General features: G+C 33.2%; 23 protein-coding genes, 1 tRNA gene and 1 pseudogene. 19 read left to right on the forward strand and 6 right to left on the reverse strand.

Annotated elements, in window-relative coordinates:
• The first annotated feature begins 184 nt into the window (after nt 1-184).
• The gene (locus ABWU64_RS05435) at nt 185-1,183 is read left to right on the forward strand and encodes an AAA family ATPase (protein WP_353279481.1); all 999 of its coding nucleotides are present in this window, start codon (nt 185-187) and stop codon (nt 1,181-1,183) included.
• Between the two features lie 499 nt (nt 1,184-1,682).
• On the opposite strand, the gene ABWU64_RS05440 is transcribed toward ABWU64_RS05435, so the two are convergent.
• Entirely contained in the window at nt 1,683-2,762 is a 1,080-nt protein-coding gene (locus ABWU64_RS05440) for an alpha/beta hydrolase (protein WP_341815697.1), read from the reverse strand.
• 68 nt (nt 2,763-2,830) lie between these two features.
• On the opposite strand from ABWU64_RS05440, the gene terL reads away from it, so the two are divergent.
• From terL to ABWU64_RS05455, 3 genes are all read left to right on the forward strand, one after another.
• A complete protein-coding gene (terL, locus tag ABWU64_RS05445; RefSeq protein WP_353279482.1) occupies nt 2,831-4,228 on the forward strand; it encodes a phage terminase large subunit in 1,398 nt (465 codons plus the stop codon).
• Between the two features lie 130 nt (nt 4,229-4,358).
• Complete coding sequence (locus ABWU64_RS05450) at nt 4,359-4,880, forward strand: pyrimidine dimer DNA glycosylase/endonuclease V (RefSeq protein ID WP_341815695.1); 522 nt, start codon at nt 4,359-4,361, stop codon at nt 4,878-4,880.
• A complete protein-coding gene (locus tag ABWU64_RS05455) occupies nt 4,856-5,047 on the forward strand; it encodes a hypothetical protein (RefSeq protein ID WP_167470134.1) in 192 nt (63 codons plus the stop codon). Before ABWU64_RS05450 ends, ABWU64_RS05455 begins: the two co-directional genes overlap by 25 nt.
• A gap of 40 nt (nt 5,048-5,087) precedes the next feature.
• Here the strand turns inward: ABWU64_RS05455 and trmB are convergent, their stop codons facing one another.
• Entirely contained in the window at nt 5,088-5,732 is a 645-nt protein-coding gene (gene trmB, locus ABWU64_RS05460) for a tRNA (guanosine(46)-N7)-methyltransferase TrmB (protein WP_353279483.1), read from the reverse strand.
• A gap of 103 nt (nt 5,733-5,835) precedes the next feature.
• Here trmB and ABWU64_RS05465 point away from each other — a divergent pair, with 103 nt between their 5' ends.
• Genes ABWU64_RS05465 through ABWU64_RS05475 form a run of 3 tightly spaced genes read left to right on the forward strand, consistent with a single transcriptional unit; the run spans nt 5,836 to nt 8,147 of the window.
• Nucleotides 5,836-7,488, forward strand: coding sequence for a 30S ribosomal protein S1 (locus tag ABWU64_RS05465; RefSeq protein ID WP_353279484.1), 1,653 nt, complete (start codon nt 5,836-5,838; stop codon nt 7,486-7,488).
• Between the two features lie 19 nt (nt 7,489-7,507).
• Nucleotides 7,508-7,786, forward strand: a complete 279-nt coding sequence (locus ABWU64_RS05470) for an HU family DNA-binding protein (RefSeq protein WP_353279485.1) — start codon at nt 7,508-7,510, stop codon at nt 7,784-7,786.
• Between the two features lie 43 nt (nt 7,787-7,829).
• Nucleotides 7,830-8,147 (forward strand): cell division protein ZapA, encoded by a 318-nt coding sequence (locus ABWU64_RS05475; RefSeq protein ID WP_010404232.1) that lies wholly within the window; start codon nt 7,830-7,832, stop codon nt 8,145-8,147.
• Here the strand turns inward: ABWU64_RS05475 and ABWU64_RS05480 are convergent.
• Nucleotides 8,125-8,391: a succinate dehydrogenase assembly factor 2 gene (locus ABWU64_RS05480; protein ID WP_010404229.1), complete on the reverse strand. Its 267-nt coding sequence runs from the start codon at nt 8,389-8,391 to the stop codon at nt 8,125-8,127. The two genes, ABWU64_RS05475 and ABWU64_RS05480, sit on opposite strands and share 23 nt — an antisense overlap.
• A gap of 99 nt (nt 8,392-8,490) precedes the next feature.
• Between ABWU64_RS05480 and rseP the strand changes: the two genes are divergently transcribed.
• From rseP to ffh, 8 genes and pseudogenes are all read left to right on the forward strand, one after another.
• A complete protein-coding gene (gene rseP, locus ABWU64_RS05485; protein ID WP_341815693.1) occupies nt 8,491-9,606 on the forward strand; it encodes an RIP metalloprotease RseP in 1,116 nt (371 codons plus the stop codon).
• A 7-nt stretch (nt 9,607-9,613) separates the two neighbouring features.
• Nucleotides 9,614-11,947, forward strand: a complete 2,334-nt coding sequence (gene bamA, locus ABWU64_RS05490; RefSeq protein WP_353274532.1) for an outer membrane protein assembly factor BamA — start codon at nt 9,614-9,616, stop codon at nt 11,945-11,947.
• A pseudogene (locus ABWU64_RS05495) lies at nt 11,948-12,506 on the forward strand (OmpH family outer membrane protein).
• 4 nt (nt 12,507-12,510) lie between these two features.
• Nucleotides 12,511-12,942 carry a 3-hydroxyacyl-ACP dehydratase FabZ gene (gene fabZ / locus ABWU64_RS05500; RefSeq protein WP_214241899.1) on the forward strand — a complete coding sequence of 144 codons (432 nt, stop codon included), beginning with the start codon at nt 12,511-12,513 and terminating at the stop codon, nt 12,940-12,942.
• Nucleotides 12,943-12,987: 45 nt separating this feature from the next.
• Nucleotides 12,988-15,798 (forward strand): FAD-dependent oxidoreductase, encoded by a 2,811-nt coding sequence (locus ABWU64_RS05505; RefSeq protein ID WP_341815689.1) that lies wholly within the window; start codon nt 12,988-12,990, stop codon nt 15,796-15,798.
• Nucleotides 15,799-15,883: 85 nt separating this feature from the next.
• A complete protein-coding gene (locus ABWU64_RS05510; protein ID WP_341815688.1) occupies nt 15,884-16,288 on the forward strand; it encodes a hypothetical protein in 405 nt (134 codons plus the stop codon).
• A 616-nt stretch (nt 16,289-16,904) separates the two neighbouring features.
• Complete coding sequence (locus tag ABWU64_RS05515) at nt 16,905-18,464, forward strand: proton-conducting transporter membrane subunit (protein WP_341815687.1); 1,560 nt, start codon at nt 16,905-16,907, stop codon at nt 18,462-18,464.
• A complete protein-coding gene (gene ffh / locus ABWU64_RS05520; RefSeq protein ID WP_341815686.1) occupies nt 18,449-19,792 on the forward strand; it encodes a signal recognition particle protein in 1,344 nt (447 codons plus the stop codon). The genes ABWU64_RS05515 and ffh overlap by 16 nt, the downstream gene beginning before the upstream one ends.
• A 279-nt stretch (nt 19,793-20,071) precedes the next feature.
• Here the strand turns inward: ffh and ABWU64_RS05525 are convergent, their stop codons facing one another.
• Together ABWU64_RS05525 and ABWU64_RS05530 are read right to left on the reverse strand one after the other, a co-directional pair.
• The gene (locus ABWU64_RS05525) at nt 20,072-20,773 is read right to left on the reverse strand and encodes an ABC transporter ATP-binding protein (RefSeq protein WP_015588287.1); all 702 of its coding nucleotides are present in this window, start codon (nt 20,771-20,773) and stop codon (nt 20,072-20,074) included.
• A complete protein-coding gene (locus ABWU64_RS05530; RefSeq protein ID WP_353279486.1) occupies nt 20,766-21,548 on the reverse strand; it encodes an MlaE family ABC transporter permease in 783 nt (260 codons plus the stop codon). The genes ABWU64_RS05525 and ABWU64_RS05530 overlap by 8 nt, the downstream gene beginning before the upstream one ends.
• Before the next feature lie 231 nt (nt 21,549-21,779).
• Here ABWU64_RS05530 and rpmF point away from each other — a divergent pair, with 231 nt between their 5' ends.
• The 4 genes from rpmF to ABWU64_RS05550 all read left to right on the forward strand — a co-directional run bounded on the left by rpmF (nt 21,780) and on the right by ABWU64_RS05550 (nt 24,173).
• Nucleotides 21,780-21,962, forward strand: a complete 183-nt coding sequence (gene rpmF, locus ABWU64_RS05535; protein ID WP_006014434.1) for a 50S ribosomal protein L32 — start codon at nt 21,780-21,782, stop codon at nt 21,960-21,962.
• Nucleotides 21,963-21,970: 8 nt separating this feature from the next.
• Nucleotides 21,971-23,008 carry a phosphate acyltransferase PlsX gene (plsX, locus tag ABWU64_RS05540; RefSeq protein WP_015588286.1) on the forward strand — a complete coding sequence of 346 codons (1,038 nt, stop codon included), beginning with the start codon at nt 21,971-21,973 and terminating at the stop codon, nt 23,006-23,008.
• The gene (locus tag ABWU64_RS05545; protein WP_353279487.1) at nt 23,001-23,957 is read left to right on the forward strand and encodes a beta-ketoacyl-ACP synthase III; all 957 of its coding nucleotides are present in this window, start codon (nt 23,001-23,003) and stop codon (nt 23,955-23,957) included. Before plsX ends, ABWU64_RS05545 begins: the two co-directional genes overlap by 8 nt.
• Nucleotides 23,958-24,099: 142 nt before the next feature.
• A tRNA-Arg gene (locus ABWU64_RS05550) sits at nt 24,100-24,173 on the forward strand.
• 8 nt (nt 24,174-24,181) lie between these two features.
• On the opposite strand, the gene ABWU64_RS05555 is transcribed toward ABWU64_RS05550, so the two are convergent.
• A complete protein-coding gene (locus ABWU64_RS05555; RefSeq protein WP_015588284.1) occupies nt 24,182-25,132 on the reverse strand; it encodes a complex I NDUFA9 subunit family protein in 951 nt (316 codons plus the stop codon).
• Nucleotides 25,133-25,150 lie beyond the last annotated feature (18 nt).

The raw sequence follows: 25,150 nt of genomic DNA on the forward strand, positions 1-25,150 counted from the left end.
AGAATTCAAAGAAGTGTAGGGGTATATTTTTTTAGTATTTAATCTAAATAAAATTGTTCTCAGTTTAAAATCGATATAAGACAGTAAGATGAAAAAAATTGAAATCTCAGAATTACTCAAAAGAATTGCTATCTGTTTACTATGCATAGCAATTATGGTCTCTATTGCTCTTTTGTTTGCCTATATGCATACAATGTTTCTCAGCAAAGGATATGAGCTGGCTGCATATTATATTAGCGCAGCTATGCCTTTTGTGTTACTCATTGTTTTCTTTTTTATCGCTTGGTTTATATATGATCAAGTATTTAGTAAAATGAAGGAAGTAGAGCTGCCTATAGAAATAGAATTAGCTAATTCAGATAATAAAACAACATTTGCTAATGTTATAATTGACGATTCCTTAAAACAACGATTGCAGATTATTTGCTGTAACCAAATGACAGAAGAAATGCGTGAGATGTTTGGAAGTGAAAGCATTAACTCACTAAAAGGTTATATACTGCACGGCCCTCCTGGAAATGGTAAAACACTTATTGCCCGCGCAATTGCAGGTGAATCAAATATGAATTTTATAAGTATCTCAGGTCCAGAACTTATTGGAGTATATATTGGTCATGGTGCACATGCTGTACGCGAGCTTTTTAAAGTAGCGAGAAAATATTCTCCTTGTATAGTATTCATAGATGAAATAGATGCAGTTGCCCAAAAAAGAAGTACCGCTAATAACTCAGCTTACCACTGTCGAGAGAGCTTAACACAGTTACTAACTGAAATAGATGGATTTAAGAGCAGAAAAGATATAATAGTAATTGGTGCAACTAACCTGGTCAATGAGATAGATCCAGCACTTATTAGGCCTGGACGCTTAGGTCAAAGGGTTCATATACCTAATCCAAATGTGGAAACGAGACAAAAGATATTGGAGCTTTATACCAAAAATACAAAAACTGATGGAAGGCTAAATATTCAAGATATTGTAGAAAAAACAAAAGGCTATTCTGGAGCTGAGTTAGAACAATTAGTCAATGAAGCAAAAATATACGCTGCACTTGAAAGAAAGTCCAAGGTAGTGAGTAATGAAGATTTTAACCACGCGTTTCACAAGCTAAATCCAGGACAAGGAAGAGGGAGAATAACATTACCTTCATGTCAGACACAGACAGAAGCCTCTTTTGTACAATAAAAACTGGAAGTGTAGCAAGATGTGCCAAATTTCGTTATTGAAAATAAAATTTAAAACTTGGATTTGCTATCATTTTGCCACTCGTTAGTACCACGGTGGTTTTGTAATAGAACACAAGCTGCAAAAACTTAAGGAAAAAATGGTCAGTGCTTGACACTAGCATCTAGTTCTTTCCATCAAAAATGCTGTAAAGTGTTCACCAATTTAGTTGGATCCCAGTATCAAGTACTGGGATGACAAGAGAAAGAGGACACTGGGATGACATTATGAAGACCTAACAGTTTATGACGGTGTCATTCCAGTCTGGAATCCAGCTTTTTTGTAATTTTATTGAAAATATCGTATAGCTATTTGTTCACAATTAATTCTTCTGGATCCCAGTACTCGGATGATAAGAAAAGAAACACTGGTTTCAATATTTGCATGCATCTGAACAGATACAGATGGCTAAAATATTGAAGAAAGTATACGCGTCAAGTTAAGAGCAACTAGCCTTCTTTTACTTGTTAAAAAAGGTATTGTTTTCCCTAGATTCTATTATCACATGCTGAAATGACATCTCTTGCTTCTTCATGTGATTATGAAAAAAGCCCTTTGAATTTTTACAGCTTGAAAAATCTTTATAAAATTTACTTTCTTTAAATGCTTTAACCTTCTCTTCATTATTTAATGAGCCATGCTTAGAAAAATACTCATCTGTTACTTGAATATAAAAACTAATCAGCTCAGGAAAAGTGTAATCAGTTTTGTTGGAAGACTTTAAACACGTAATTGGCAATTTATGTATATCTTTATCAGCTTTTTTCGAATCAATACACTCATCATTTTTTCTTAATATTGTATGCTGCTTGAAAAATTCTTCATATTCTTCAAAACCTTCAAACACTTCTTTCTTTTGGTAATCTTTCCTTCTACCGCTTTGCTCTATTTTTTCTATTTTTGTTGCAAGTTGCGCTGGCTGTTTAATCGTCCTATCTCCTTCTTGATTGAAGTACATCGTGTAAGGAGTAATTGCATTAACAATTTTATATGTTTTCCAATGGGACCCAAAAACCTTTAGTACTAATTTTATTATCGGAGCAAGAAAAATTTTTAATTTCGCTATGAATCCAAAATAATAAAGAGAAGCTTGTTTGAGTGAACTAGCAGCCTTATTAACGATACATCTTAGATGTATATCCTTATCTTTAAAATTTTTATAAACTTCTGCTGCTACATGTCCACCTAAGCAGTTTCCGAACAATATGATATCATCTGGTTTTATGCCTTTTTCCAATAAATTAGTTACAACTGTTATACCTGATTCAACTCTATTACTACGTATCAATGAGTTATTTTTACTTAAGCCAAATCCAGAATAATTAAAAAGATGTACAGTAATCCCTTGATCTGTAGCCCAATCCCAGTTTTGGGAATAGTCTTTGCTAGGACTGAATGATTTATTTCCGCCAATAAAGTATATCAGATGTTTTTCACTTTGATTGTTTATACTTTTACTAGGAAGCGTAATTGTATGGATTTTCATCCCGTTTTGAGTTTTTATAAATTCTCTCTCAGTTTGCTCTCTTATTTCTTTCATATTTTAACCCTCACTATGCTGATTTAATTACACAACAAAATCTTAAAAAAATCAACAAACCTTAATTTATGAACAATATAAACCTTCTCAAATTCATTGAATTATGCTTTCAAACGGTAGTGCCGGGGTGTGAGTATAATGATTATCAATATATAAAAGTCATAGCAGATAGGCTTGAAGCAGCAAGTTCAGGTGAAGTGAAAAGAATAATATTCAATATGCCGCCACGTTCAATGAAGTCCATTTGTGTAAGTGTTGCATGGCCCGCATGGATACTTGGAAATCAGCCAACTGCAAGAATAATAGTTGCAAGTTACTCTCGGTTGCTTAGCGAGAAGTACTCACTCGATACAAGGTGCATAATGCAATCTGATTGGTATAGAGAGCTATTTCCGAAAGTAGAATTATGCAAAGATCAAAACACTAAATATAAATTTCAAACAGTGCAGAGAGGATGTCGAATTGCAACCTCAGTTGGAGGAACATTAACCGGTGAAGGTGGAGATTTCATTATCGTGGATGATCCACTAAGTCCCGCACAAGCTTTGAGCGAAACATTTAGAAAGCGTGCTGCAAACTGGTTTGATCAGGCTTTAGTAACCAGGCTCAACGACAGAAAAAAAGGAGTTATCGTTCTTGTGATGCACAGACTCCATTTAGAAGATTTAACTGGTCACCTCCTCTGTAAACCAAGAAACATATGGCATCATGTCTGTTTACCAATAATAGCTGAAGATAAGGAGATTATTTATTCAGTTAATAATCATATTCCAGAGCATGAACAGGAAATATACTCAAGAGAAGAAGGTCAATTGCTATATTCCCTCAATGAAGGAAAAGAAGAAATTGAGATGATAAAGGCTGAGCTTGGGAGTTATGGTTTTGCTGCTCAATACCAACAAAACCCTCTACCACTTTCAAGTGGTATAATTAAACGAGAGTGGTTGAAGCGCTATAAAAATTTTCCTGATAGCCTCTTGCGTGTAACACAAAGTTGGGATACTGCAATTTCAACAAACAATACAAGTGACTTTAGTGTCTGCACTACCTGGACAAAAGTAGATAATACATTCTATTTACTCGATGTATATCGCGCAAAACTTGAATATCCAAAACTTAAAGAGAAAGTTCTATCGCTGGCTGCAAGGTGGAAGCCACACGCAATTTTAATCGAAGCAAAAGCAAGCGGTCAGCAATTGGTTCAGGAGCTCAGGAAAAACAGTGATTTACCTATTATTCAAATAGTACCACATGATGACAAATTAACTCGATTTCACCGAATTGTCCCAATTATAGAATCTGAGCGGGTTTTTCTCCCTAACCAAGCAGTATGGCTTAGCGACTTTGAGTATGAGATTTTAATGTTTCCAGAAATCCGTCACGACGATCAAGTAGACAGTACCGTGCAATATCTTCAGTGGGTGAGAAACAATATTGCTAGAGTGGTAGCTATACGTTCATTGTAGCTTGAAAGGGTTCCTCGGAATTGTGTATATTTTTTTTAACTGAGCTTATTTAACTTATCCATTTTCTGAATGATATTTTAGGGTTTATTGAAATAAATACTACGCAAAAATTCTATCTCTGGGTGCTTAGATGAATATCTTTATATTAGACGAAAATCCTGTAACTGCAGCACAAATGTTATGCGATAAGCACATAGTAAAAATGCCGCTAGAAACTGCTCAATTGCTTAGCAGTGTTTTTTCAATAGCATTAAAAGAGCCAAATCCTTTAGTCAGCATTACAAGCCAGAATATAGAAGTTCCATATAAACTTACTCACAAAAACCATCCTTGTTCTTTATGGGCTAGACAATCAAAAGGAAACTTTGATTGGTTAATAAAACATGGAAAAGAATTGTGTATAGAATATAGCTTGCGATACAAAAGAACGCATAAATCCGAAGAAGTTATAGATTGGTGCGATAATAACAAGGATTTGCTAATATTTCGATCAGCTGATATACAAGCTTTTACACAAGCGTTACCTGATCGATATAAATGTAGTAACCCAATAGAAGCATATAGAGAATATTACCTAAAAGAAAAGATGAGATTTGCTAAGTGGGAAAAAGGTAGAGAAGCACCAGATTGGTTGCTAGACAAAATGCTATAGGTTATAAAATTATCCAAATCGGTCATAAAAAAGGTAAATTGAAGCTACAAAAGCAATGCTGGCTGATAATGTTGATGTTTATCAAGTTTATTGATCTTTCTATTTGTGAGATTAAAGAATTTAGTGAACTGTTATTTCCAATACATGATGGGCTGCTTGCACTGTAGAGTATCATGTACATATCTGTACTAACAAGTAGAGGCAAATCTAAGTCAGTTTAGACATAACACTTACTTTAAAAAACTTTATTTTACTCTGATATTCTAGCGCTTTTCTGTGGTATTTTGTAGGAGTATAATTCGCAAAACTATCTTCCTTATAGATTAAAGAGTTACACTGCTTTATATGTAACTCTATCCACTCTGCATAATCTTGATGATCAGTTGCAATAAATATTTCCCCTGTGACAAGTATTTTTTTTGCTAATAAATTTAAAAATTCCGTATTAATTAACCGTCTTTTGTTGTGACTTCTTTTTGGCCATGGATCTGGAAAGAGAATAAAGAATTTTTCAACACTGTTGTCAGGAAAATTGGCAATTAATTCTCTTGCATCTTCTGTCCATATTAAAATATTTTTTATGCTGCGTGCTTCTATGCTTTTTAGCAAGGAAGAAACCCCCTTTAAATAAGGCTCACATCCTATAAATAATAGATCAGATTCATTGAATGCCTGATGGAGCATATTTTCACCATTACCGAAACCTATTTCTACCCGTATTCTTTTTTGTAAGTCTACGATCTTTTTTATAGATTCCTTGCTGTTTTTAATAGAATACTTCTCCAAAACATTCAACTTCAACCTAGATCTTCTGGAAAATGATCTAATCCATTTATTATTCCTAGATAGCATATCTTACATAACTTAATCTTTTATAGCTTAAACAATTCTCAAAATGAATTAATGAGAATTTACTTGTCACTAATTATTAATATTATATAATATATGAGTTCTAATGAAGTTAAAGTTAAAAGGTATGAAAAATACAGTTGCTATCAGGAGACTATTATCAAATAGGTTCATAGAAGAGATATTTCAAGATCAATTTGATAATCAAGATAATGATTTTTGTGAAGATTCTTTTGCTAACAAAATCAAAGAAGGAGATGTGGTAGAAGGTATAATCACAAGAAGAAATTCTAATGATATTGTGGTTGATGTTGGTTTAAAGTCAGACGGAAGGATTCTGATTAAGGAGCTCAGTTGTAATGATGATATCACTGTTGGCTCGAAAATTAGAGTTTATGTTGAAAGAATTGAAGATTACCATGGTAATGTTGTTCTTAGTCGTGAGAAAGCAATCAGAGACGAAAAATGGAATAAATTGGAAGAAAGCGCAGTTACAAAAGATGAAGTAACAGGAATCATTAAACGCTCAATTAAATGCGGTTTTATTGTTGATCTTGGTGATGGAATAAGTGCGTTTTTACCGCTGAGTCATGTGGATTTGAAGCAAATAAAAGATGCTAATCACCTTATTGAAACTGAACAAAAATTCATCGTTCTTAAAATGGATAAGAAGCAGGGGAATATTGTAGTATCAAGGAAGCTGGTATTAGAGAAGTTGCATGCTGGTGAAAAAATTAAGTTTTTAGAATCTTTAAATGAAGGTGATGTAGTAGAAGGCAAAATAAAAAGCATCACTCACTACGGTGCATTTGTTGGCATTCATGAATCAGATACAGTAGGAGTTATAGATGGACTGCTACATATTACAGATATCTCTTGGAGTAATGTAAGTCATCCATCTGCAATTTTTTCTTGTGGTCAGCATATAAAAACTAAAATTATAAAAATAGATAGAGAAAATGGAAAAATCTCCCTAGGTGTAAAACAATTAGGAGACAATCCTTGGCAAGATCTAGAGTCAAAATGTCCAATTAACAGCGTACACAAAGGATGTGTAACGGGTATAAAAGATTGTGGATTCATTGTTGAGATTAAACCTGGGATTGCGGGTTTGGTACACTCATCAGAAATAACTTGGAGCAAGAGTAATTTACCAATTAGTAGTTTTGTAACAATAGGACAAGAAGTGGATGTAAAAATTCTCGGTATTGACATTATTAAAAATAAGATGAGTTTAAGCACAAAAAGGTGCGTAGAGAATCCTTGGCAAGTATTTATTGATAAATATCCTCTTGGTTCTATTGTTTCTGGTAAAGTTAAAAGCAACAATGGTTCACAAATATCTGTGACTTTTGATAATTCTGAGATATCTGAGGACGTAGAAGGAACAATTTATATGCAAAATCTAAGTTGGTCGAAAAACAATTCAGATGAGATAAAAAAGTATAATGTAGGTGATGAAATAGAAGCAAAAGTGATAAGGGCTAACGTAGATCGGACAAGAATTTATCTTGGAGTAAAACAAATAGAGTATGATCCTCTTGAAGAACTGATAGAGAAAGTTAAAGTAGGGGATAAAATTCAGGTTACTGTAAGTAAGAGAGAGGAAAATGGTCTAATCGTTGAAATTGAGAACAATGTAACCCTTTTAGTAGATCAAGAGCATTTACCAGAAAATAAAAAGTTTTCTATATCAGAAAAAATACAAGTTGAAGTAGTAGGTGTTGAAAAATATAATATAATATTATCTGCCAAATAACTTCTTGTGCTTCATATAAATGGCAACGAAATCTGATATAATAGCAAAAGTGGCAAAAAAACACCTTTTGTTAAATAAGGTCATTATAGCAGCCATAGTTGATAGTTTTTTTCGAGTGTTTTCAAACGCGTTGAAATATCATAATAGAGTTGAAATCAGGGGATTTGGTTCTTTTTCAATTAGAAGCTATAACTTGAAAGAAGCAAGTAATTTGACGTCACAGAAGGTTGCAAAACATCAATACTTTAAAACTTATTTTCGTAGCAGTAAAAAGTTATCCCTCTTGATAAATGAATGAAAATCTATATTGTAAATTTGAAAGTTGTACAATATAGCATCATATGCAAGTAGTAGAAATAGTTATACATAATAACACATATAAAATATCTTGCGAAAGTAAAAAGAAGGACCATTTATTACAACTTGCTAATAGCTTCAACAAGCTAGTTAGCTCCATATCTCAAAGAACTGGAGGTAAGGGCTCAGATGCATTAAATTTCTTACTTGCAGCATTGACTCTCGAAGACAAAATTTTAGAATTAACAAAGCGATTAGACGAAATAAATCAAGAATGCAAAAAGTATAGGGAGGAAAAAAGAGTAGAATATGCTGAAGTATTAGATAGGGTAAACAAGATTATTGGGTGCATAAGTGATTAAAGCAAGCAATCAAATCGACTACCTCACTACTCAAATCAGGGGGGAGAAGTTTCTTACGAGTTATGTAACAATATAATTCACAATCATCAAGATCAACTATTTTTTCGTATTCAATTAGTTCACTTAAGGAAAATTTATCAAGATATTTCAATGCAAAATGCCCTAAAAGTATATCAGTTTCTTTACAACCCCTATGCCAACTCCTATACATCAGTTTTCTTCTTAATAAGGAGATATCTATCATTATCATTAAACTTTTTTTTAATTTAAAGACTAAACTAAATACTTGTCAAGCAAGGCGCATTTTAATATACTCAACGTTTGATTAAGATTTAAAACATAGGTGGAATTAATTTCTCATCAACTTAGCGCTGGAATATATTATTTTTTATCGTTTTCTTTAATAATTTCTATCATAGTATTCGTGCATGAATGTGGGCATTATATTATCGCTAAAGCATGCAAGGTTAAAGTTGAATCTTTTTCTATAGGCTTTGGTCCTGAAATTTTTGGTTTTAACGACAAGTCTGGAACTAGATGGAAATTAAGTGCCTTTCCATTGGGTGGCTACGTTAAAATGCTAGGGGATACTAATGCAGCAAGCGTTCCTGTTGATCAACAAAAATTAACTGAAGAAGAAAAATTACACTCATTCCATACAAAACCTCGATATCAAAAAGCAGCAATAGTTTTTGCAGGGCCTTTTGCAAACATGATATTTACCGTTATAGCCTTCACAATATTTTTCAGCGTGGCAGGTTATTATCGTACTCCACCAGTAATTGGTAATGTAATTGAAGAAAGTGCAGCAAAGCAAGCTGGCCTATTACCAGGTGACACTATTACACAGATCAATGAGTACAAAATAAAATACTTTGAAGATATTTCACGCGTGATAATGTCCAACCCTGAAACAAGAATAGAAATTAAGTATAGCAGAAATAACGAAGAGTACAGAACTATTCTAACTCCGTTTACAGTTGAGGATAGAGATGTCTTTGGTAACATAATAGAAAGAAAAACTATAGGAATTACCTCAATTAATATGATAGGGTTAAAACAGTCATCTTTTCTTGGAGCTGCTAGCCTATCAGTGAATGAAACCTACCACACTATGTGTTTAACAATCAAAGCACTCTTTCAAATTGTTGTTGGTAAAAGGAGTATAAATGAAATAGGTGGGCCAATAAAAATTGCAAAATATTCAGGGCAATCAGCTAAAAAGGGACTTATTATGGTTCTATATTTTATGGCAATTATTTCAGCTAATTTAGCTGCAATTAACTTGCTGCCAATACCACTACTAGATGGTGGGCATTTATTTCATTATATTATAGAAGCAGTTATACGTAGAGATTTGAGTTTGAAATATCAAAAATATGCAGCCACTTTTGGTGCTACCATACTGTTTTTGTTGATGGCAGTTGCAATCACAAATGATATTAGGCATCTTTTTTAAGATACATATGAAAAAGTTATTTCACATACTAATAATAATATTTATTTCTTTTCCCACTCTACTTGTTGCTCTAGAAAATAAGGAAAAAGTACAGATAAAAAATATTAAGTATATTGGCAATGAGCGAGTAAGTGATCAAACAATAAGGTTTTATACAAAATTAGAACCAGGTAGTCATATAAATGATGATGATGTAGATTCAGTTATAAAAGATTTATATAAAACAAAGTTATTTGCTAGTATTAACGCCTATATCGATGATGAAAAAAACTTAGTAGTAAAAATTCATGAGAATCCATTGATTAACAAAGTAATATTGAAAGGCAATAAGTTATTTAACAGTAAAGAGTTGCTAAATAACGTTATCCAGTCAAAATCACTAACTATTTTCACTGAAACAAAATTACAAAACGATTTAATAAATCTAGCTACTCTTTATAGGAACAGTGGTAAAATTGGTGTTAAAATTGCATATGAGCTAGATAAGCTTGGTAGCAATAGGATAAACCTAATTTTTAAGATAAAAGAAGGAAGAACGTCTAAAATTAAGGGTTTACGATTTATAGGTAATAAAAACTTTTCAGCAAATGAGTTAGAGCAAGTTATCAAAAGGCATAGCAATGATATATTTAGTAAGTTATTTAGAGCCATTTTTAAAAGCGGAACTCATTATTCACCTCAATATCTACTGATTAACACAGAACTGCTTGATCGCTTCTATTCATCTAAGGGATATATTCAAAATAATATCCAACCAATTGTTGAGGTTGATAATAACAACCAAATAGAGTTAACTTTTTTGATTGATGAAAAGCAGCAATACTTATTTGGAAATAATGAAGTTGATATTGAAACTGAGATTCAGGATTTAAGTTTAAGGGAAGAAATATTAGAATTTATCAAAGAGGAAAATAATCAAATATTTAATAGAGTTAAAATTAACAATACAGCAGAAAAAATAAGTAAACATTTAAGCGAAAAAGGATATATATTTGCAAAAGTTAATCCAGAATATACACAACATAACAATATTGTGGATGTAACTTACAAAGTGCTACCAGGTAAAAAGATTTATATAAACCAAATTACTATTGATGGCAATGACCGCACTTTAGATAAAGTAATTAGAAGAAAACTTAGCATGGCAGAAGGTGACGCATATAACACATCTGAGATCCAAAAATCACGTAGAAAATTGATATATAGTGATTTCTTTGAAACAGTAAAAATAAATAGTTATACAGTGGATGACAATGCAGTGAATCTTGATTTAAATGTTAAAGAAAAAAGAACTGCCTCGTTATCTTTAACAGGTGGCATGTCTCTTCCTGGTGGAGTATTTGTTAAAACCGATTTCACAGATCGTAATTTATTTGGTAGTGGTAAAGAGGTATCTTTTGCTCTTGAAAAAAGTCAATATGTTCTTTCTACTAGTATAGACGCTGTTGAAAATAATTTTAATGACTCTGATACTTCACTAGGCATGGGTGTTTTTTATGAAAAACAAGACAAACCAAACACTACTTTCGATACCTGCAACTGGGGAGGAATAGCAAAAGTATCATATAAAATCTCAGAAAATCTAACCAATTCCTTTCAATATTCTTATAAGTATAATCACATACACATGGACAATAAGGGTGGAAAAGATGAGGATATCTCTGAGATAATAAGAGATCAAGAAGGTGAGTATCAGGTTTCATCAGTGGGATATACGTTATCATACAATAAACTGGATAACCTCTATACTCCTAAAGAGGGATATTTATTGCGCTTAAATCAGGATATTTCAGGATTGGGAGGAAATGTAAATTTCCTAAAATCTGAATTCTTATCTTTTTATACACACCCCATATTAAGCAAAATTGATGATGATATAACACTGCGCTTTAAAGTAGCAGCAGGTCATATTTTTTCTTATACCGATGAAGATCTAAACATTGGCCAGCACTTTTTTAAAGGGGGTAATGAGATTAGAGGATTTGACCTTTCCGGCATTGGACCAAGAGCAGAAGACAAAAATAAAAGCTCATTGGGAGGCAAAACTTATTTTAATTTAACACAGCAAGTAGATTTTCCACTATCTAAATTATACGACTATGCTGGTATCAAAGGCTCACTATTTGTTGACTATGCAACACTTTTTGGTTTAGATGAAAAGGAGGGATATAGTGGGAAATATTACGATAGTAAGCTTATAAGAGTATCACCAGGTTTTGGCTTTTCAATGCCTTCTCCTTTTGGTAGGCTGAGATTAGATTTTGGGTTTCCTTTAGTAAAGGAAGCTTATGACATAATACCATCGACAAACGTTAAAATTTCTATTGAAGCGGGGATTTAAATGAAATATATACAGTTATTTACATCAGTTATTGCCTTAATTATTTCCTTATTTGTGGGGTATAAGTTTGTAGGGTATCAACCTCAGAGCACGCTCAATACAAAGGCTGCCATTATTGATAGTGATAAGGTTATCAATGAATCTCTGGCTCTGCAAAATATACAACAACAAATAAAGGAGCAGAATTCTAGATTACAGAAGGAATTTGAAAATGAGTTAGAAAAATTTAAGCCATCGAAAGAAGAATTTGACCTTTTGTCAGAAGAAGCAAAAAAAGAAAAGACAGAACAATTCAGTAAGCATACTGTAAGTGTTAGGGATAATTACGCTAAGAAAATGTCACATTTAGAAGAAAATTATAGAGAAGCAGTAGAAAGTATCTTTAACAAGATAAAAGAAGTTGCTAAAAAAACAGCAGAAAAAAAACATAGATTTGGTACTATTTATTTCAAAAAAGAATCAAGTTTTATACTCTATGGATGAAGTAGATTTATCGGATGTAGTATTAAAAAATGTAAACAAGGAAATACCCGAATTTGCTTTGCAAAACACTGAATAGGCTTATGCAATGTAATATCAATGATATTATAAAAATACTACCACATTCTTATCCTTTTCTCTTAGTAGATAGGGTTATAGAATGCGATCCTGGTATGAGTATAAAAGCAATTAAAAACGTGACTTTCAATGAGCAATTTTTTATTGGTCATTTTCCTGGCCATCCGATAATGCCAGGAGTTTTGATAATTGAATCTTTAGCTCAGGCATCTGCAATATGTGTTCTCGGTAAAAAGGTAATGGAAAATAAAGTTGTTTACTTGAGATCAATTGAAAATGCAAAATTCACAAAGCCAGTTACTCCAGGAGACGCATTGATTCTTCAAGCTAATATTCAAAGTGTGCGTTTAGGTCTACACAAATTTGAGTGTGTTGCATATGTTAAGGAAGAAAAGGTTGCAGAAGCAATAATCTCAGCAGCATTAAAAAATAAATAAAATCTTCATCTGTAAGAAACAGTATGTACGCTGTATAGTATAAAGATGCAACTGAATTTCAAAATCTCATTTTCAAACTTATACACTCGTAGTGAATTAATAAAGTTAGATGAGGCGTTTTTAGATTACATAAAATCGTCCGATGAAAGCTTGTTTTGTTCATTAATTGAAGCAAGAGAAAAAGCAGCTTCTTCTTCGATGTCATCCCAGTGCTTGACACTGGGATCTAGAAAACAAGAAGGATGGATTCCAGTATCAGCTACTTGGATGACAGATGATTGTAATAGCCAGTTAATAATAGACCTTTCATATTTACTTGATGAATTCATTGCAAAACTTTTCAACATTGAAAAAGAAATAGAGGAACTAAAGAAAAAACACAACGACTTTGCTGTAATATACAGATGCAAAAGGTTTTTTGTTCAGCGCTATGCATTGAAGAAATACACTGATGTAGTAAATATTGATTATGTAACCAACAGGTTAAATAGTTTCCTTACTTTACCAACAACAGAAAAAAACTTTTCTGAGCAGGTAATGAATTGGCTTGAAAATAAAGAGGATCACAAAGAAGAAATAGAACTTGCGGCTCAATATGCAGTTTGGAGAGTGAAAAACAAACAGAGTATACTATTTAGCATACATAAGAAAATTGATTACGAAAATCTCGTATCATTCTTGAAAAAAGAAGTAGACGAGGTTGAGGTTCTGTATTCAAATGAGGTGAAAAGAAGATATGGTTTTGATCTAACAAGCAAAAAGGTGAGTTTGAATAAAGCACTAGATAATGCTCACTACTGCATATTTTGTCATAAGCAAAGTAAGGACAGCTGCTCAAAGGGGCTAATCAATGATGACAACACTTTCAAAAAGTCTCCACTTAGAGTTGAGCTGCACGGCTGCCCACTAGAGCAGAAAATATCAGAAATGAATCTGGTAAAAAGCGAAGGATATAGCATAGCAAGTCTTGCAATTGTGATGATAGATAACCCATTATGTGCAGCTACTGGGAATAGAATATGCAATGATTGCATGAACTCATGCATATATCAGAAACAAGAGCCTGTAAATGTGCCAGTGGTTGAAACAAGGATTTTGGACGACGTACTCAATTTGCCGTACGGATTTGAAATATATTCTCTGCTTAGCCGTTGGAATCCTTTAAATTTTCAGCGTCCATTGCCAAAAGAAAATACTGGAAAAAACGTTCTAGTTGTAGGACTTGGTCCTGCGGGTTTTAATTTAGCTCATCATTTGTTAAATGATGGACATAACGTTATCGCCATCGATGGATTAAAGATAGAACCTTTGATTGATCATTTCCAGTTAATTAAAGATTTCGAGCATGAAAAACTAAGTGAACGCATAGCTGGCGGATTTGGTGGAGTAGCAGAGTATGGCATAACTTCCAGATGGGATAAAAATTACCTAAAAATTATCAGACTGTTACTGGAAAGACGTGAGAATTTCGCACTTTATGGAGGAATTCGTTTTGGAGGTACGATAACTGTTGATGACTCGTTCAACTTGGGTTTTGATCACATTTCCTTGGCACTTGGCTCTGGTAAGCCACGAATGATTAAAATAAAAAACATACTAGCTCGTGGAGTGCGCATGGCATCCGACTTTCTCATGTCGTTACAACTAACAGGTGCTCTTAAGTGTGATTCTATAGCAAATCTGCAAGTTCGCATGCCGATAGTTGTCATAGGTGCAGGACTCACTGCAATTGATACTGCTACTGAAGCTTTAGCTTACTATCCTATTCAAGTGGAAAAATTTCTTCTTCGTTATGAAATATTGGTTGATAAGTATGGAAAGAAATATGTCGAAAAAGATTGGACAGAAGAAGAATATGAAATTGCAAATGAGCTCATATCACACGCAAAATTGATCCAAGCAGAGCAAGCGCTAGCAAAAAAAGAAAACAGAGAAATAAAAATATTAGAGTTAATGCAGAGTCTTGGGGGAGTAAAAATTGTATATAGAAAAGATCTAAAAAATTCACCAAGTTATCGATTAAATAGCGAAGAGGTGCAAAATGCACTATCAGAAGGGATTTACTTTATTGAAAACTTAGAGCCAGTTGAAGTTGTGACGGATAAATATAACCATGCTGAATCAATAAAACTAATAGACACAAAATCCGGCGAAATCAAATGCATGAAAGCACGTTCTATTTTTATAGCAGCAGGTACTGAGCCAAATACAGTTATTGCAACAGAAGATAAAAAGCATTTTAAATTAAGCAATGGGTATTTTACTCATTTGAATTCATCAGAAAAAGAAATAGACCCAATATTTTCTCCTAAAATGCAGGATAAAGATAGAATATTAGTGCATAAGCAAAGCAATAAAACAATTAGCTTTTTTGGTGACCTTCATCCTTCGTATAGCGGCAGCGTCGTGAAAGCTATGGCAAGCGCTAAGAATGGTTACCCTATCATTTCTCAGCTTTTGAGCCGAGTAGCTAATCAACGTGCTTCAAAACACCTGGCCAATGAAGAATTCTTTAATAAAATTAAAGAAAAATTCACTGCAAAGGTTATAAAAGTTCAATATTTAACAAACAAAGTTGTGGAAATAGTGATCAAAGCACCTCTTGCGGCAAAGAATTTTAAACCTGGACAATTCTTTAGGTTGCAAAATTTTGAAACCAATAACAGAAAAGCCAATAATACAAACCTTGCTATGGAAGGTATAGCTGTAACCGGCACTGAAGTAGACAAAAAAAAAGGAATTATTTCCACTATTGTACTTGAAACTGGTGGCTCCACTAATTTGTGCGGAGGCTTAAGAGAAGGAGAGCAAATAATCCTTATGGGTCCAACTGGTAAACCTACTGAGGTTGATTAAATCCCCTTCGTACTAATTATACTACAGTATATATTATTTATTAATAGATCTATGCTACAATAGCATTTTTTATTAAGGTAGCATTATGACACATCAGTTAATATTCACACTTCCAAAAGAAAGCTACTCTATAGCTATAGGACCGTGTTCTGCAAAAAGTAGAAAGTGTAAGGAGTTTGTAGCAAAAAACGAAGACGTAAGTATGAAATTTCTTATTTCTACTAAAGATGATACTGGCAAAACAGGAAAAATGTCCCTTTGTAAAGATAATAACGGTCAAGATGAGTGTACAACATCCTACACAGTTCAATTTCCAGTAATTTATAATGATCTTTTTAATGATAGCTTGAGCTACGTAAGTGTTCTTTTGGATCATGATAAAGGACATTTAACTAGGATGCGCAATGAATTCGATAAATATAATATTGATTACACAGTTATGGATAATAATACAACACAGAATGTGCTGTCAGAGGATTTTATAATCTAATTTTCATTATACAGCTACTCAAGAGCTTTCTGAGTTCCAGTATCTGCTGCTCAAATTCCTTAATTACAACGCTTGATACAGGCTAAAAACAATTTAATATTCAGCGACTTGTTAGCGGAATTTATACTAAAACACCACAACGGTATCTAAAAAAACGTTAAAGACTATATTAACAAAGTTCTTTAATAGAATCAAACATTGCAAAAGTTATAAAAGTCGAATGAGTAAATTAAAAATTGGCAGCTTCATTTGACTTATGCAAATACTTAAAAGAAAGGGAATAAATAACTCTCAACTGGCAGACTTAATAAAGTTCTGGATATTAAAGTGATGCAAAATTTTATCTCAAAAAGTAAATAATTTACTAACGCTCGTGCACAAATTAAAAATAAATTATGCACGAGTGTAGCACTATGAATTAGGAGTGCTATATTAAAGCTTACCTCACTATTAAAGCTATCGGTCAGATTAGATTTTTAATCTAATCTGACCGATTTCTCTATAACCCTCTAAATCCTGATATAATTATATGGTAATTAGTTTAATTAGTGGTTAATATGCAATTTGCTTTTATTCGTATATTGAGGTAGCATAAACCATACTGGTTTACATCACTGTGCAACTTTATAAATCGTCACTGTTACTTCTACTAACTGCATTAATAGTGATAGTCCTAACATTACCTGAAAATTTAGGTGCTATACTGAATTGGTCTCATCCAGTTCTAAATTTTGATTTATCTTTTCGTATCGTACTAATATCTTTTTTGTCAGTTGCATTTTTAGCTGTTCTACCAACACAAAATTTGACTTTTTCAGAGATGCTATCTTTTGCTGCTTACACTACCTGTTCACTCTGTGCAATTTTATCCAAGCAGATGATATTGGTTATAATATTCTTTGAATTAATGACCATCAGTGCATTTTTTATTATCGTAGCTAGCTGTAGAGATAGTGGACCTGCAATAAGGTACGCTTGTGTACACTTTTTCGTTGGAGTTATATTAACAGCAGGATTGGCACTGCAAAGTACTAACCTGATAATTTTAGGTTTATTGATAAACTGTGCTTGCTTTCCTTTTTCGTTTTGGATTGTTGATGCATATCCCGCTTCATCACTACATGGCACTACATATCTCTCTTTATTTACCACTAAAGTCTCTTTTTTAGTGATGCTTTTACACACTTATAACCTATGGCAAGATTGTACTGAAATATTAGCGCTTGTAGGCGCCATCACTGTAATTTACAGCATTATATTTGCTTCTCTTGAGCAAAATATTCGTAGATTTCTATGCTATAATGTTGTAGGACAAATGGGCTTGCTGATTATTGCAGGAGGTTTACTCAGCCCTTCGGAAAAGGCAATACCAATTTTGATACTGCATATAATCTTCTCTCTTGTTTATCAATCATTATTGTTTGTAGTTAGTAATTCGATTATTTCACGAACAAAAACAATTAGTTTTAATGGAGTAGGTAAACTGATGTCAGTGGAAGGCATGTGTGCTATAATCGCAATACTTACAATGGCTGCATTTCCTGGAACTGCTGGATTTATCAGTAAATCATATATCACAGCTGAAATTGAAATGAACACTGTTGCCTTAAAAGGGTATAAAAATTTATATAAGGTTCTAAATTTGCTGCTTCATTTAAGTGTGGGACTCAAATTTCTTTACTACATATTTATTGCAAAAAGTAAGTCAAAACCTTTAGCAGAGAGGGAAGGCAAAATATCCATAATTATTTTGGCATTTATATGTGTAATCGCTAGCAATCCTTACTTGCCTATTTACAATAAACATTCAATTTTCGATTTTGTGTACAACACAAAAAATATTTTGTCGCAATTTAATTTGTTATTATGTACCACTTTACTGTTTATTCCTTTACGCAGGTTATTTTACCCAAGAATAAATTTTAAAATGGATGTTGATTGGATTTTTAGAGCTTTCATACCCTATATTGTCTTGCTGTTCAATCAACTGGTCCTTAAAGTGAGAGAAATGTCTGCCAATCTACTGCAAAACTTGACTAATTCACTTACTAGTTTATACTTTAATAATGTTACTAAACTTAAAGAAGTGCTGAGTTATAACTCAGTGAGTTTCGTTTCATCTTCTTCTCTCTTTTTAATGAGCATTCTACTAATTTTATTATGTTTAAATCGTTAACTGAAAGTTTAAATTCTGTATTTAATAAACTGAGAGGAAAGTCAATCATTTCTGAAGATGATTTTAATCTTGCCATGCGAGAAATACGCATGGCCTTAATTGAAGCTGACGTTTCACTTGAAGTTGCAAAAAAATTCATCAATGACATTAAAGATAAAGTGATTGGAGAAAAAGTCATAAAAAGTGTCTCTCCAGCACAAATGATAATTAAAATTGTGCAGGATAATTTAGTTGCAGTTCTCGGATCAGAGAAAAGTGACTTAAATCTAGCAGTTAAACCCCCTGCTGTGATTATGATGGTGGGCTTACAAGGTGCAGGTAAAACAACTACCTCAGGAAAGCTTGCTTTAAAGCTAAAAAAGCAAAAGAAAAAAGTGATGCTTGCCTCTTTAGACATTTATAGGCCAGCTGCTCAGAAACAACTTGAGGTACTGGGTAAACAAATAGACGTACAAACTTTATCTATAGTGATAAATGAGAGGCCTATTGCAATTACAAAAAGGGCATTGGCAACAGCAAAGAGCGATAGTTGTGATGTATTAATACTAGATACCGCAGGCAGGCTTCATATTGACAATAATATGATGAATGAGTTGAAATCCGTAAAGGAAATAGTTTCACCCGCAGAAGTTATTTTAGTAGCAGATGCAATGATAGGCCAGGATGCAGTCAATATTGCCAAATCATTCAATGAGGCAATAGGTGTAACCGGCATTATTCTTACCCGTGTTGATGGTGATGCACGTGGTGGTGCTGCTCTTTCTATGAAAATGATCACCGATTGTCCAATTAAATTTATTGCTTGTGGTGAAAAATTAAGTGACCTCGATGATTTTTATCCCGATAGAATTGCAAAAAGGATACTTAGCATGGGTGATGTTGTATCATTGGTTGAAAAAGCTGCTGAGATTGTTGGTCAGGAAGAAATTGATAAGTTACAAAAGAAAGTAAAAAAGGGTAAATTCGACCTAAACGACCTAGTGGGAATGTTAAAAACTCTGAGTAAAATGGATGGCATTAGCAACATAATGAAATTCATCCCTAGTTCATTCACAAAAAAGCTAAGTAGCAGCGTGCCAGATGACAATAAAGTGAAAAAATATATAGCCATCATAAACTCAATGACTGAAAAAGAAAGGCAAAATCCAGATATTTTAAATGGCAAAAGAAGACTTAGAATTTCTAAGGGTTCTGGAACAAGTGTAACTGACGTTAATCTTCTAATTAAGCAGTATAATCAAATGAGCTCTATGGTGAATAAGTTCAGTAAAGTTGACCATAGTAAACTCAAAGAATCTGATTTGATGGATATGCTAAGCAGAAAGTAAGTCAGCAGGTAGTGGAATGAAATAAAATCATCAGTTGTAATTGCTGTTGAATAGTAAAGTATATTATTTTAGCGTGAAGTAATAAATTCAATAAATTTCTTCAGTTGGAATTGGCATGATAATAAAAATTGATACAAGTTACTTTATCTATATTTAATGCGCTGTTTTATAGCTAACACACTATACCACCGTAGCACTACACTAGTAACAGACCGAAGGTTGTCGATATCTCAAGTTAGGCTAGTTATAGCATCCACAATATCGTTTGTAAACCTGTAGCTATATACAATAAATGAACTTTTTTATATATTCGTTGTTAGTATTTTGTATTTCCTGAACAGTTCCGTGAGAAATGATCTCCCCTTCATATAATACTGCTATTTTGTCAGCTATTTTAAATGCACTATGAATATCATGTGTAATCGTGATAATTGTAGGACGAAGATCTTGAGATAATTTTATTATTATCTCGTTTACTACATCTGACATGATTGGGTCTAATCCTGAAGTTGGCTCATCCAATACAATAATTTCTGGGTTGTGTGCAATTGCTCTTGCAAGTGCCACTCTTTTCTTCATTCCACCTGATAGCTCTACTGGAAACATGTCTGCTATGTTTTCTTCCAGTCCAACGTCATTTAACTTCTCGATTGCTAGGCGTTTTGCCTCCTTTATACTGATATTAAAGCGTTTTTTATAATTAAAAGATATATTTTCCCACACTGTAACATAGTCAAACAAAGCGGAATTTTGAAATAAGACTCCAAATTTATTTTTGCTTTTGCTATTTATTTTAATAGACCCTGAGTCTGGTGTCAATAATCCAATAATTATTTTCGTTAATACAGATTTACCACTTCCTGAGCCGCCAAGTATGACTAATGATTCTCCTTTCGATATATTGAAAGTTATGTTGTTTAATATCGTTCTATCATCAAAGGATAAGCTTAGATTCAATATTGATATTATGGGGCTATGCATGTATTAAAGTAATCAAGTAATTTGCTAAAATTATCAATATAGAGGATATAACAACAGTTGATGTTGTTGCAATACCTACTCCTCGTGCACCTTCCCTACAATGGTAACCGTAATAACAACTTGAAACAGAAATTATGGCGCCAAAAGCAGTCGCTTTCATCAGCCCAACAATAAAATCGTACATATTAAAGAATTGAGCTGTATATTTTATGTATATATTTAAATTGTGGTTAAATTCAAAGACTGCGGTGACATACCCTCCAAATATTCCTATTAGATCTGCACATACTGTAAGTATTGGAAATACTATAACTGACGCTAGAATTCTTGGTACAATTAAATATTTGAAAGGATTGATGTCCAAAGTTGTAAGTGCATCTATTTGTTCAGTGATGCGCATCGTGCCAATTTCTGCTGCAATTGAGGACCCAACCTTTCCTACCATTATTAAGCTGATCAAAACTGGCCCTAACTCTTTAATGATAGTGATCGTAACAAGTTTAGGTACTACTTGTTCTTGATTAATCAATATACCACTTAAGCTACTCTGTAAAACTATCACTGCTCCTATAAAAACTCCAGTGAGCCCAACAATTGGCAAAGAGAAAAAGCCTATCTCTATAATTTGTCTTGCCACATTGCTAAAATAATATGGAGGAATAAAGCAGTGGTATAGAGATTGAATAAAAAATACAAATGTGTTACCAATCCTCAACAGAAAGTTCATAAAGCATCTACCGATTATTCTAACGCTGTCTATATTAAAGGAACTCACTTTACATTTATCTTAGCTAAAATTAGTTTTACTGATTTTATTAAAATTTTTATTAACTTCGCCAGAGTATAGTCAAGATATGTCTTAAGTTCAATATACTTTGATCAAAATGCTTGAGTTTAAGTTTATAAGACTGAATTGTATAAGAAAACCTTACTTATTTCGCTATTTACTTCTTGTAAAAAACATGCTACTAATAAATTGTGTTATATAATTGAATTGGAGTAAGTTTTGGCAGTTCCGAAGAGAAAAAAGTCAAAGTCAAGGCGTAATATGCATCGTTCTCATCATGCTATTAAGCCTAAGAATATTGTGGTATGTGCAACAACTGGAGAATTCATGTTGCCTCACAACATAGCAGTTGACAATAGTTACAAAGGAAAACGTGTTTTCATTAAACAAAAGGCGGAGTAACTCATGATATGTTACCCACGGTTAACAACAACATAGTTATCGCACTTGATGCTATGGGAGGGGATTTTGCACCTCTTTCCGTAATTCAGGGTGCTAGTTTTTTCTTGGATAATCTTGTTGACCCAGGTGTTGAAGTTTTTTTTCATATTTATGGAGATCAGGAAGAAATATCTCCTTTGCTTTCAAAATACAAAAAAGTAAGCGATAACTCCGAATTTACCCATTGCTCTGATAATGTTCTTCCAAATGATAAACCCTCTTTTGCACTGAGACATCGCAAAGATTCAAGTATGAAGGCAGCTGTTGAAGCAGTGAAAAAAGGTAAAGCCTTTGGAATGGTGTCTTCAGGCAACACTGGAGCATTGATGGCTATCTCCAGATTTATTTTAGGAACATTACCCAATATCTATCGTCCTGCTATTGCATCTATCTGTCCAACTAAGACAAAAAGCTTTGCATTGCTTGATCTTGGTGCAAATGTTGACTGTAATACTGACTCATTATTTCAATTTGCATTAATGGGGAGTATATTTGCAAAAATAGCATTAAAAGTTGAAAATCCTGAAGTCGCTTTGCTAAACATTGGTACAGAAGAAGTGAAAGGTACTGACTCAGTAAGAGGAGCTTTTGAGTTACTCAAAAATGCTCCAAGTATTAACTTCAAAGGATATATAGAGGCAAGTGAATTTTTAGATGGTAATATAGACGTAATTGTTGCTGATGGTTTTGTTGGTAATGTAATGCTCAAGACAGCTGAGGCAACTGCTGGTACTTTTATCAGTCTAATAAAACAGGAAGTATTTAATTCATGGATGACAAAAATGCTTGTCGGCATATTGTTGAAACCCAAGCTAAATAAAGCATTAGAGCGTTTTAATCCTAAAATTAGAAGTGGAGCTATGTTTTTAGGGCTAAATGGTATCATTATAAAGAGCCATGGAAATTCTGATGCTATTTCTTTTGCTCACGCTATAAAATTTGCAGTAAATGCAATCAGTGAAAATTTAAACCAGAAGATAATTAACGGGGTAAGTCATATTGAATAAAAGTTTCATATTGAGCACTGGTTCTTACCTACCAAAAAAAATTTTGAGTAATAACGAAATTGCATCGATAGTTGAAACAAACGATGAATGGATAAGGCAAAGAACAGGAATAGTTCAAAGACATATAGCAGATGAAGGAGAACTAACGTCAGATTTAGCTGTTAATGCAGCGAAAAATGCTATAGAAAAAGCGAAAATTTCAATAGATGAAATTGGTTTGATCATAGTTGCAACAACAACACCTGACAAAACTTTTCCTAGCTGTGCAACGATTATACAAAGTAAATTAAAATGTAAAAACGCATTTGCTTTTGATGTACAGGCAGCATGCTCTGGTTTTATATATGCAGTTACAGTTGCTGATTCACTTGTAAAGTCTAACGATAGAATTAAATACGCGCTTGTTATTGGTGCTGAAATAATGTCTAGGATTGTTGATTGGGAAGATAGGTCAACTTGTGTACTCTTTGGTGATGGTGCTGGTGCAGTGATAATGAAATCAGAAATGAGTAGCAGTAGCATTATATCAACAAACTTACACTCTGATGGCAATGTGGACTTATTATGTACAAACGGAGGAATATCCTCTACTCGTGATTCTGGAAAGATACTTATGAATGGAAGAGAAGTGTTTAAACATGCAGTAGAGAAATTAACAGCCTCAGTAGAGGAAGCTCTAAAATGCAATAGTTTGAAGATTACTGATATTGACTGGTTAATTCCCCATCAAGCAAACATTCGCATTATTGAAGCAGTAGTAAAGAAATTAGATTTTCCTATAGAAAAAGTAATTAATACAGTTGATAAGCATGCAAACACCTCAGCAGCGTCAATTCCACTAGCCTTAGACTATGCAGTACAAGAATCAAAAATAAAGTCAGGAAATCTGATATTGCTGATTTCAATAGGTGCAGGTTTAGCCTGGGGTTCTGTGTTACTGCGCTATTAGACTTCCTATTACCCACGTTTCTTTTTTCTCAGTTTTATCGTTACATGCTGTACTGACAAAGTTTTGAGATATTATCACAAACATTATATTCACAAGAAATACTTGACTTCACGTGTACTAAGAAGCATTTTATATATGATGTGTGCCCGTAGCTCAGTTGGATAGAGCAACAGCCTTCTAAGCTGTGGGTCGTAGGTTCGAATCCTACCGGGCACATTCTTCTATCAATGCTTTCTATAAATTTTCAAGTATTCTGGTACCACATTTTCAATTGCTAGTGGTCTAATTTTCATTGTTCCGAGATCATCTGACTTTTCGATTGAACTATTCATCATAACTTTCACCTGATCTCGAGTAAGTATAGGGCTTGCATCTCCGGTTATAGGTTTTAACAGCACAGAAACAACTTTACTTTCTAAGAAAAAGGCTATCAATCTTGCCATTGGAAAAGGTACATTGATCAGTAGACACTTTCTGTTAGTCACATTCAGAATAAACTTTAATAAGCTTTTAAAAGAGTAAACTTTTGGTCCACCTATATTATAAATTTTTTTATCTTGCTTATTAAAGCTGATAATACGATATACCACTTCAGCTAAGTTTGTTACACATATCGGCTGAAATTTCGTTATTCCACTACCGATTAACGGCAAAAAAGGAAGAATTGTTGCTAATCTTGCAAATTTATTGAAGAAACTATCTTCTTTACCGAATACAAGACTTGGCTTAATTATTATTGCTCCCTGAAATGCTGAAGTTACAGCTTTTTCACCTTCTAATTTACTTTGGGCGTATCTTGACAGCTTACTATTTTCTATTCCCATGGCAGAAAAATGTATCATCATGTATACACTTTTTATTTGCGCAGCTTTTGCTATTCTTTCAGCTACTCCAACATGAACGTCATAGAAATCGTATTTTCTTTTTTCATATAATATTCCTACTAAATTTATAACAACATCACACCCCTCCATACTTTCTAAAATTGATTTTTCATTAAAAAAATCTCCTTCAATTATTGATATTTGTCCTAAATTTCCACATAACTTCAGACAAGCAGCTTTTTCCTGATCACGAGTAAATATTCTTATTAAATACCCCGCCGCTGCCAAGCGTCTTACGATGTGTTTTCCTATAAATCCCGTTCCACCAAAAATAACTATACGTTTTATCACAGTTAAAACTTCCAATAA

It is taken from the genome of Wolbachia endosymbiont (group B) of Xanthorhoe designata, from assembly GCF_964028585.1.
Taxonomy (GTDB): domain Bacteria; phylum Pseudomonadota; class Alphaproteobacteria; order Rickettsiales; family Anaplasmataceae; genus Wolbachia.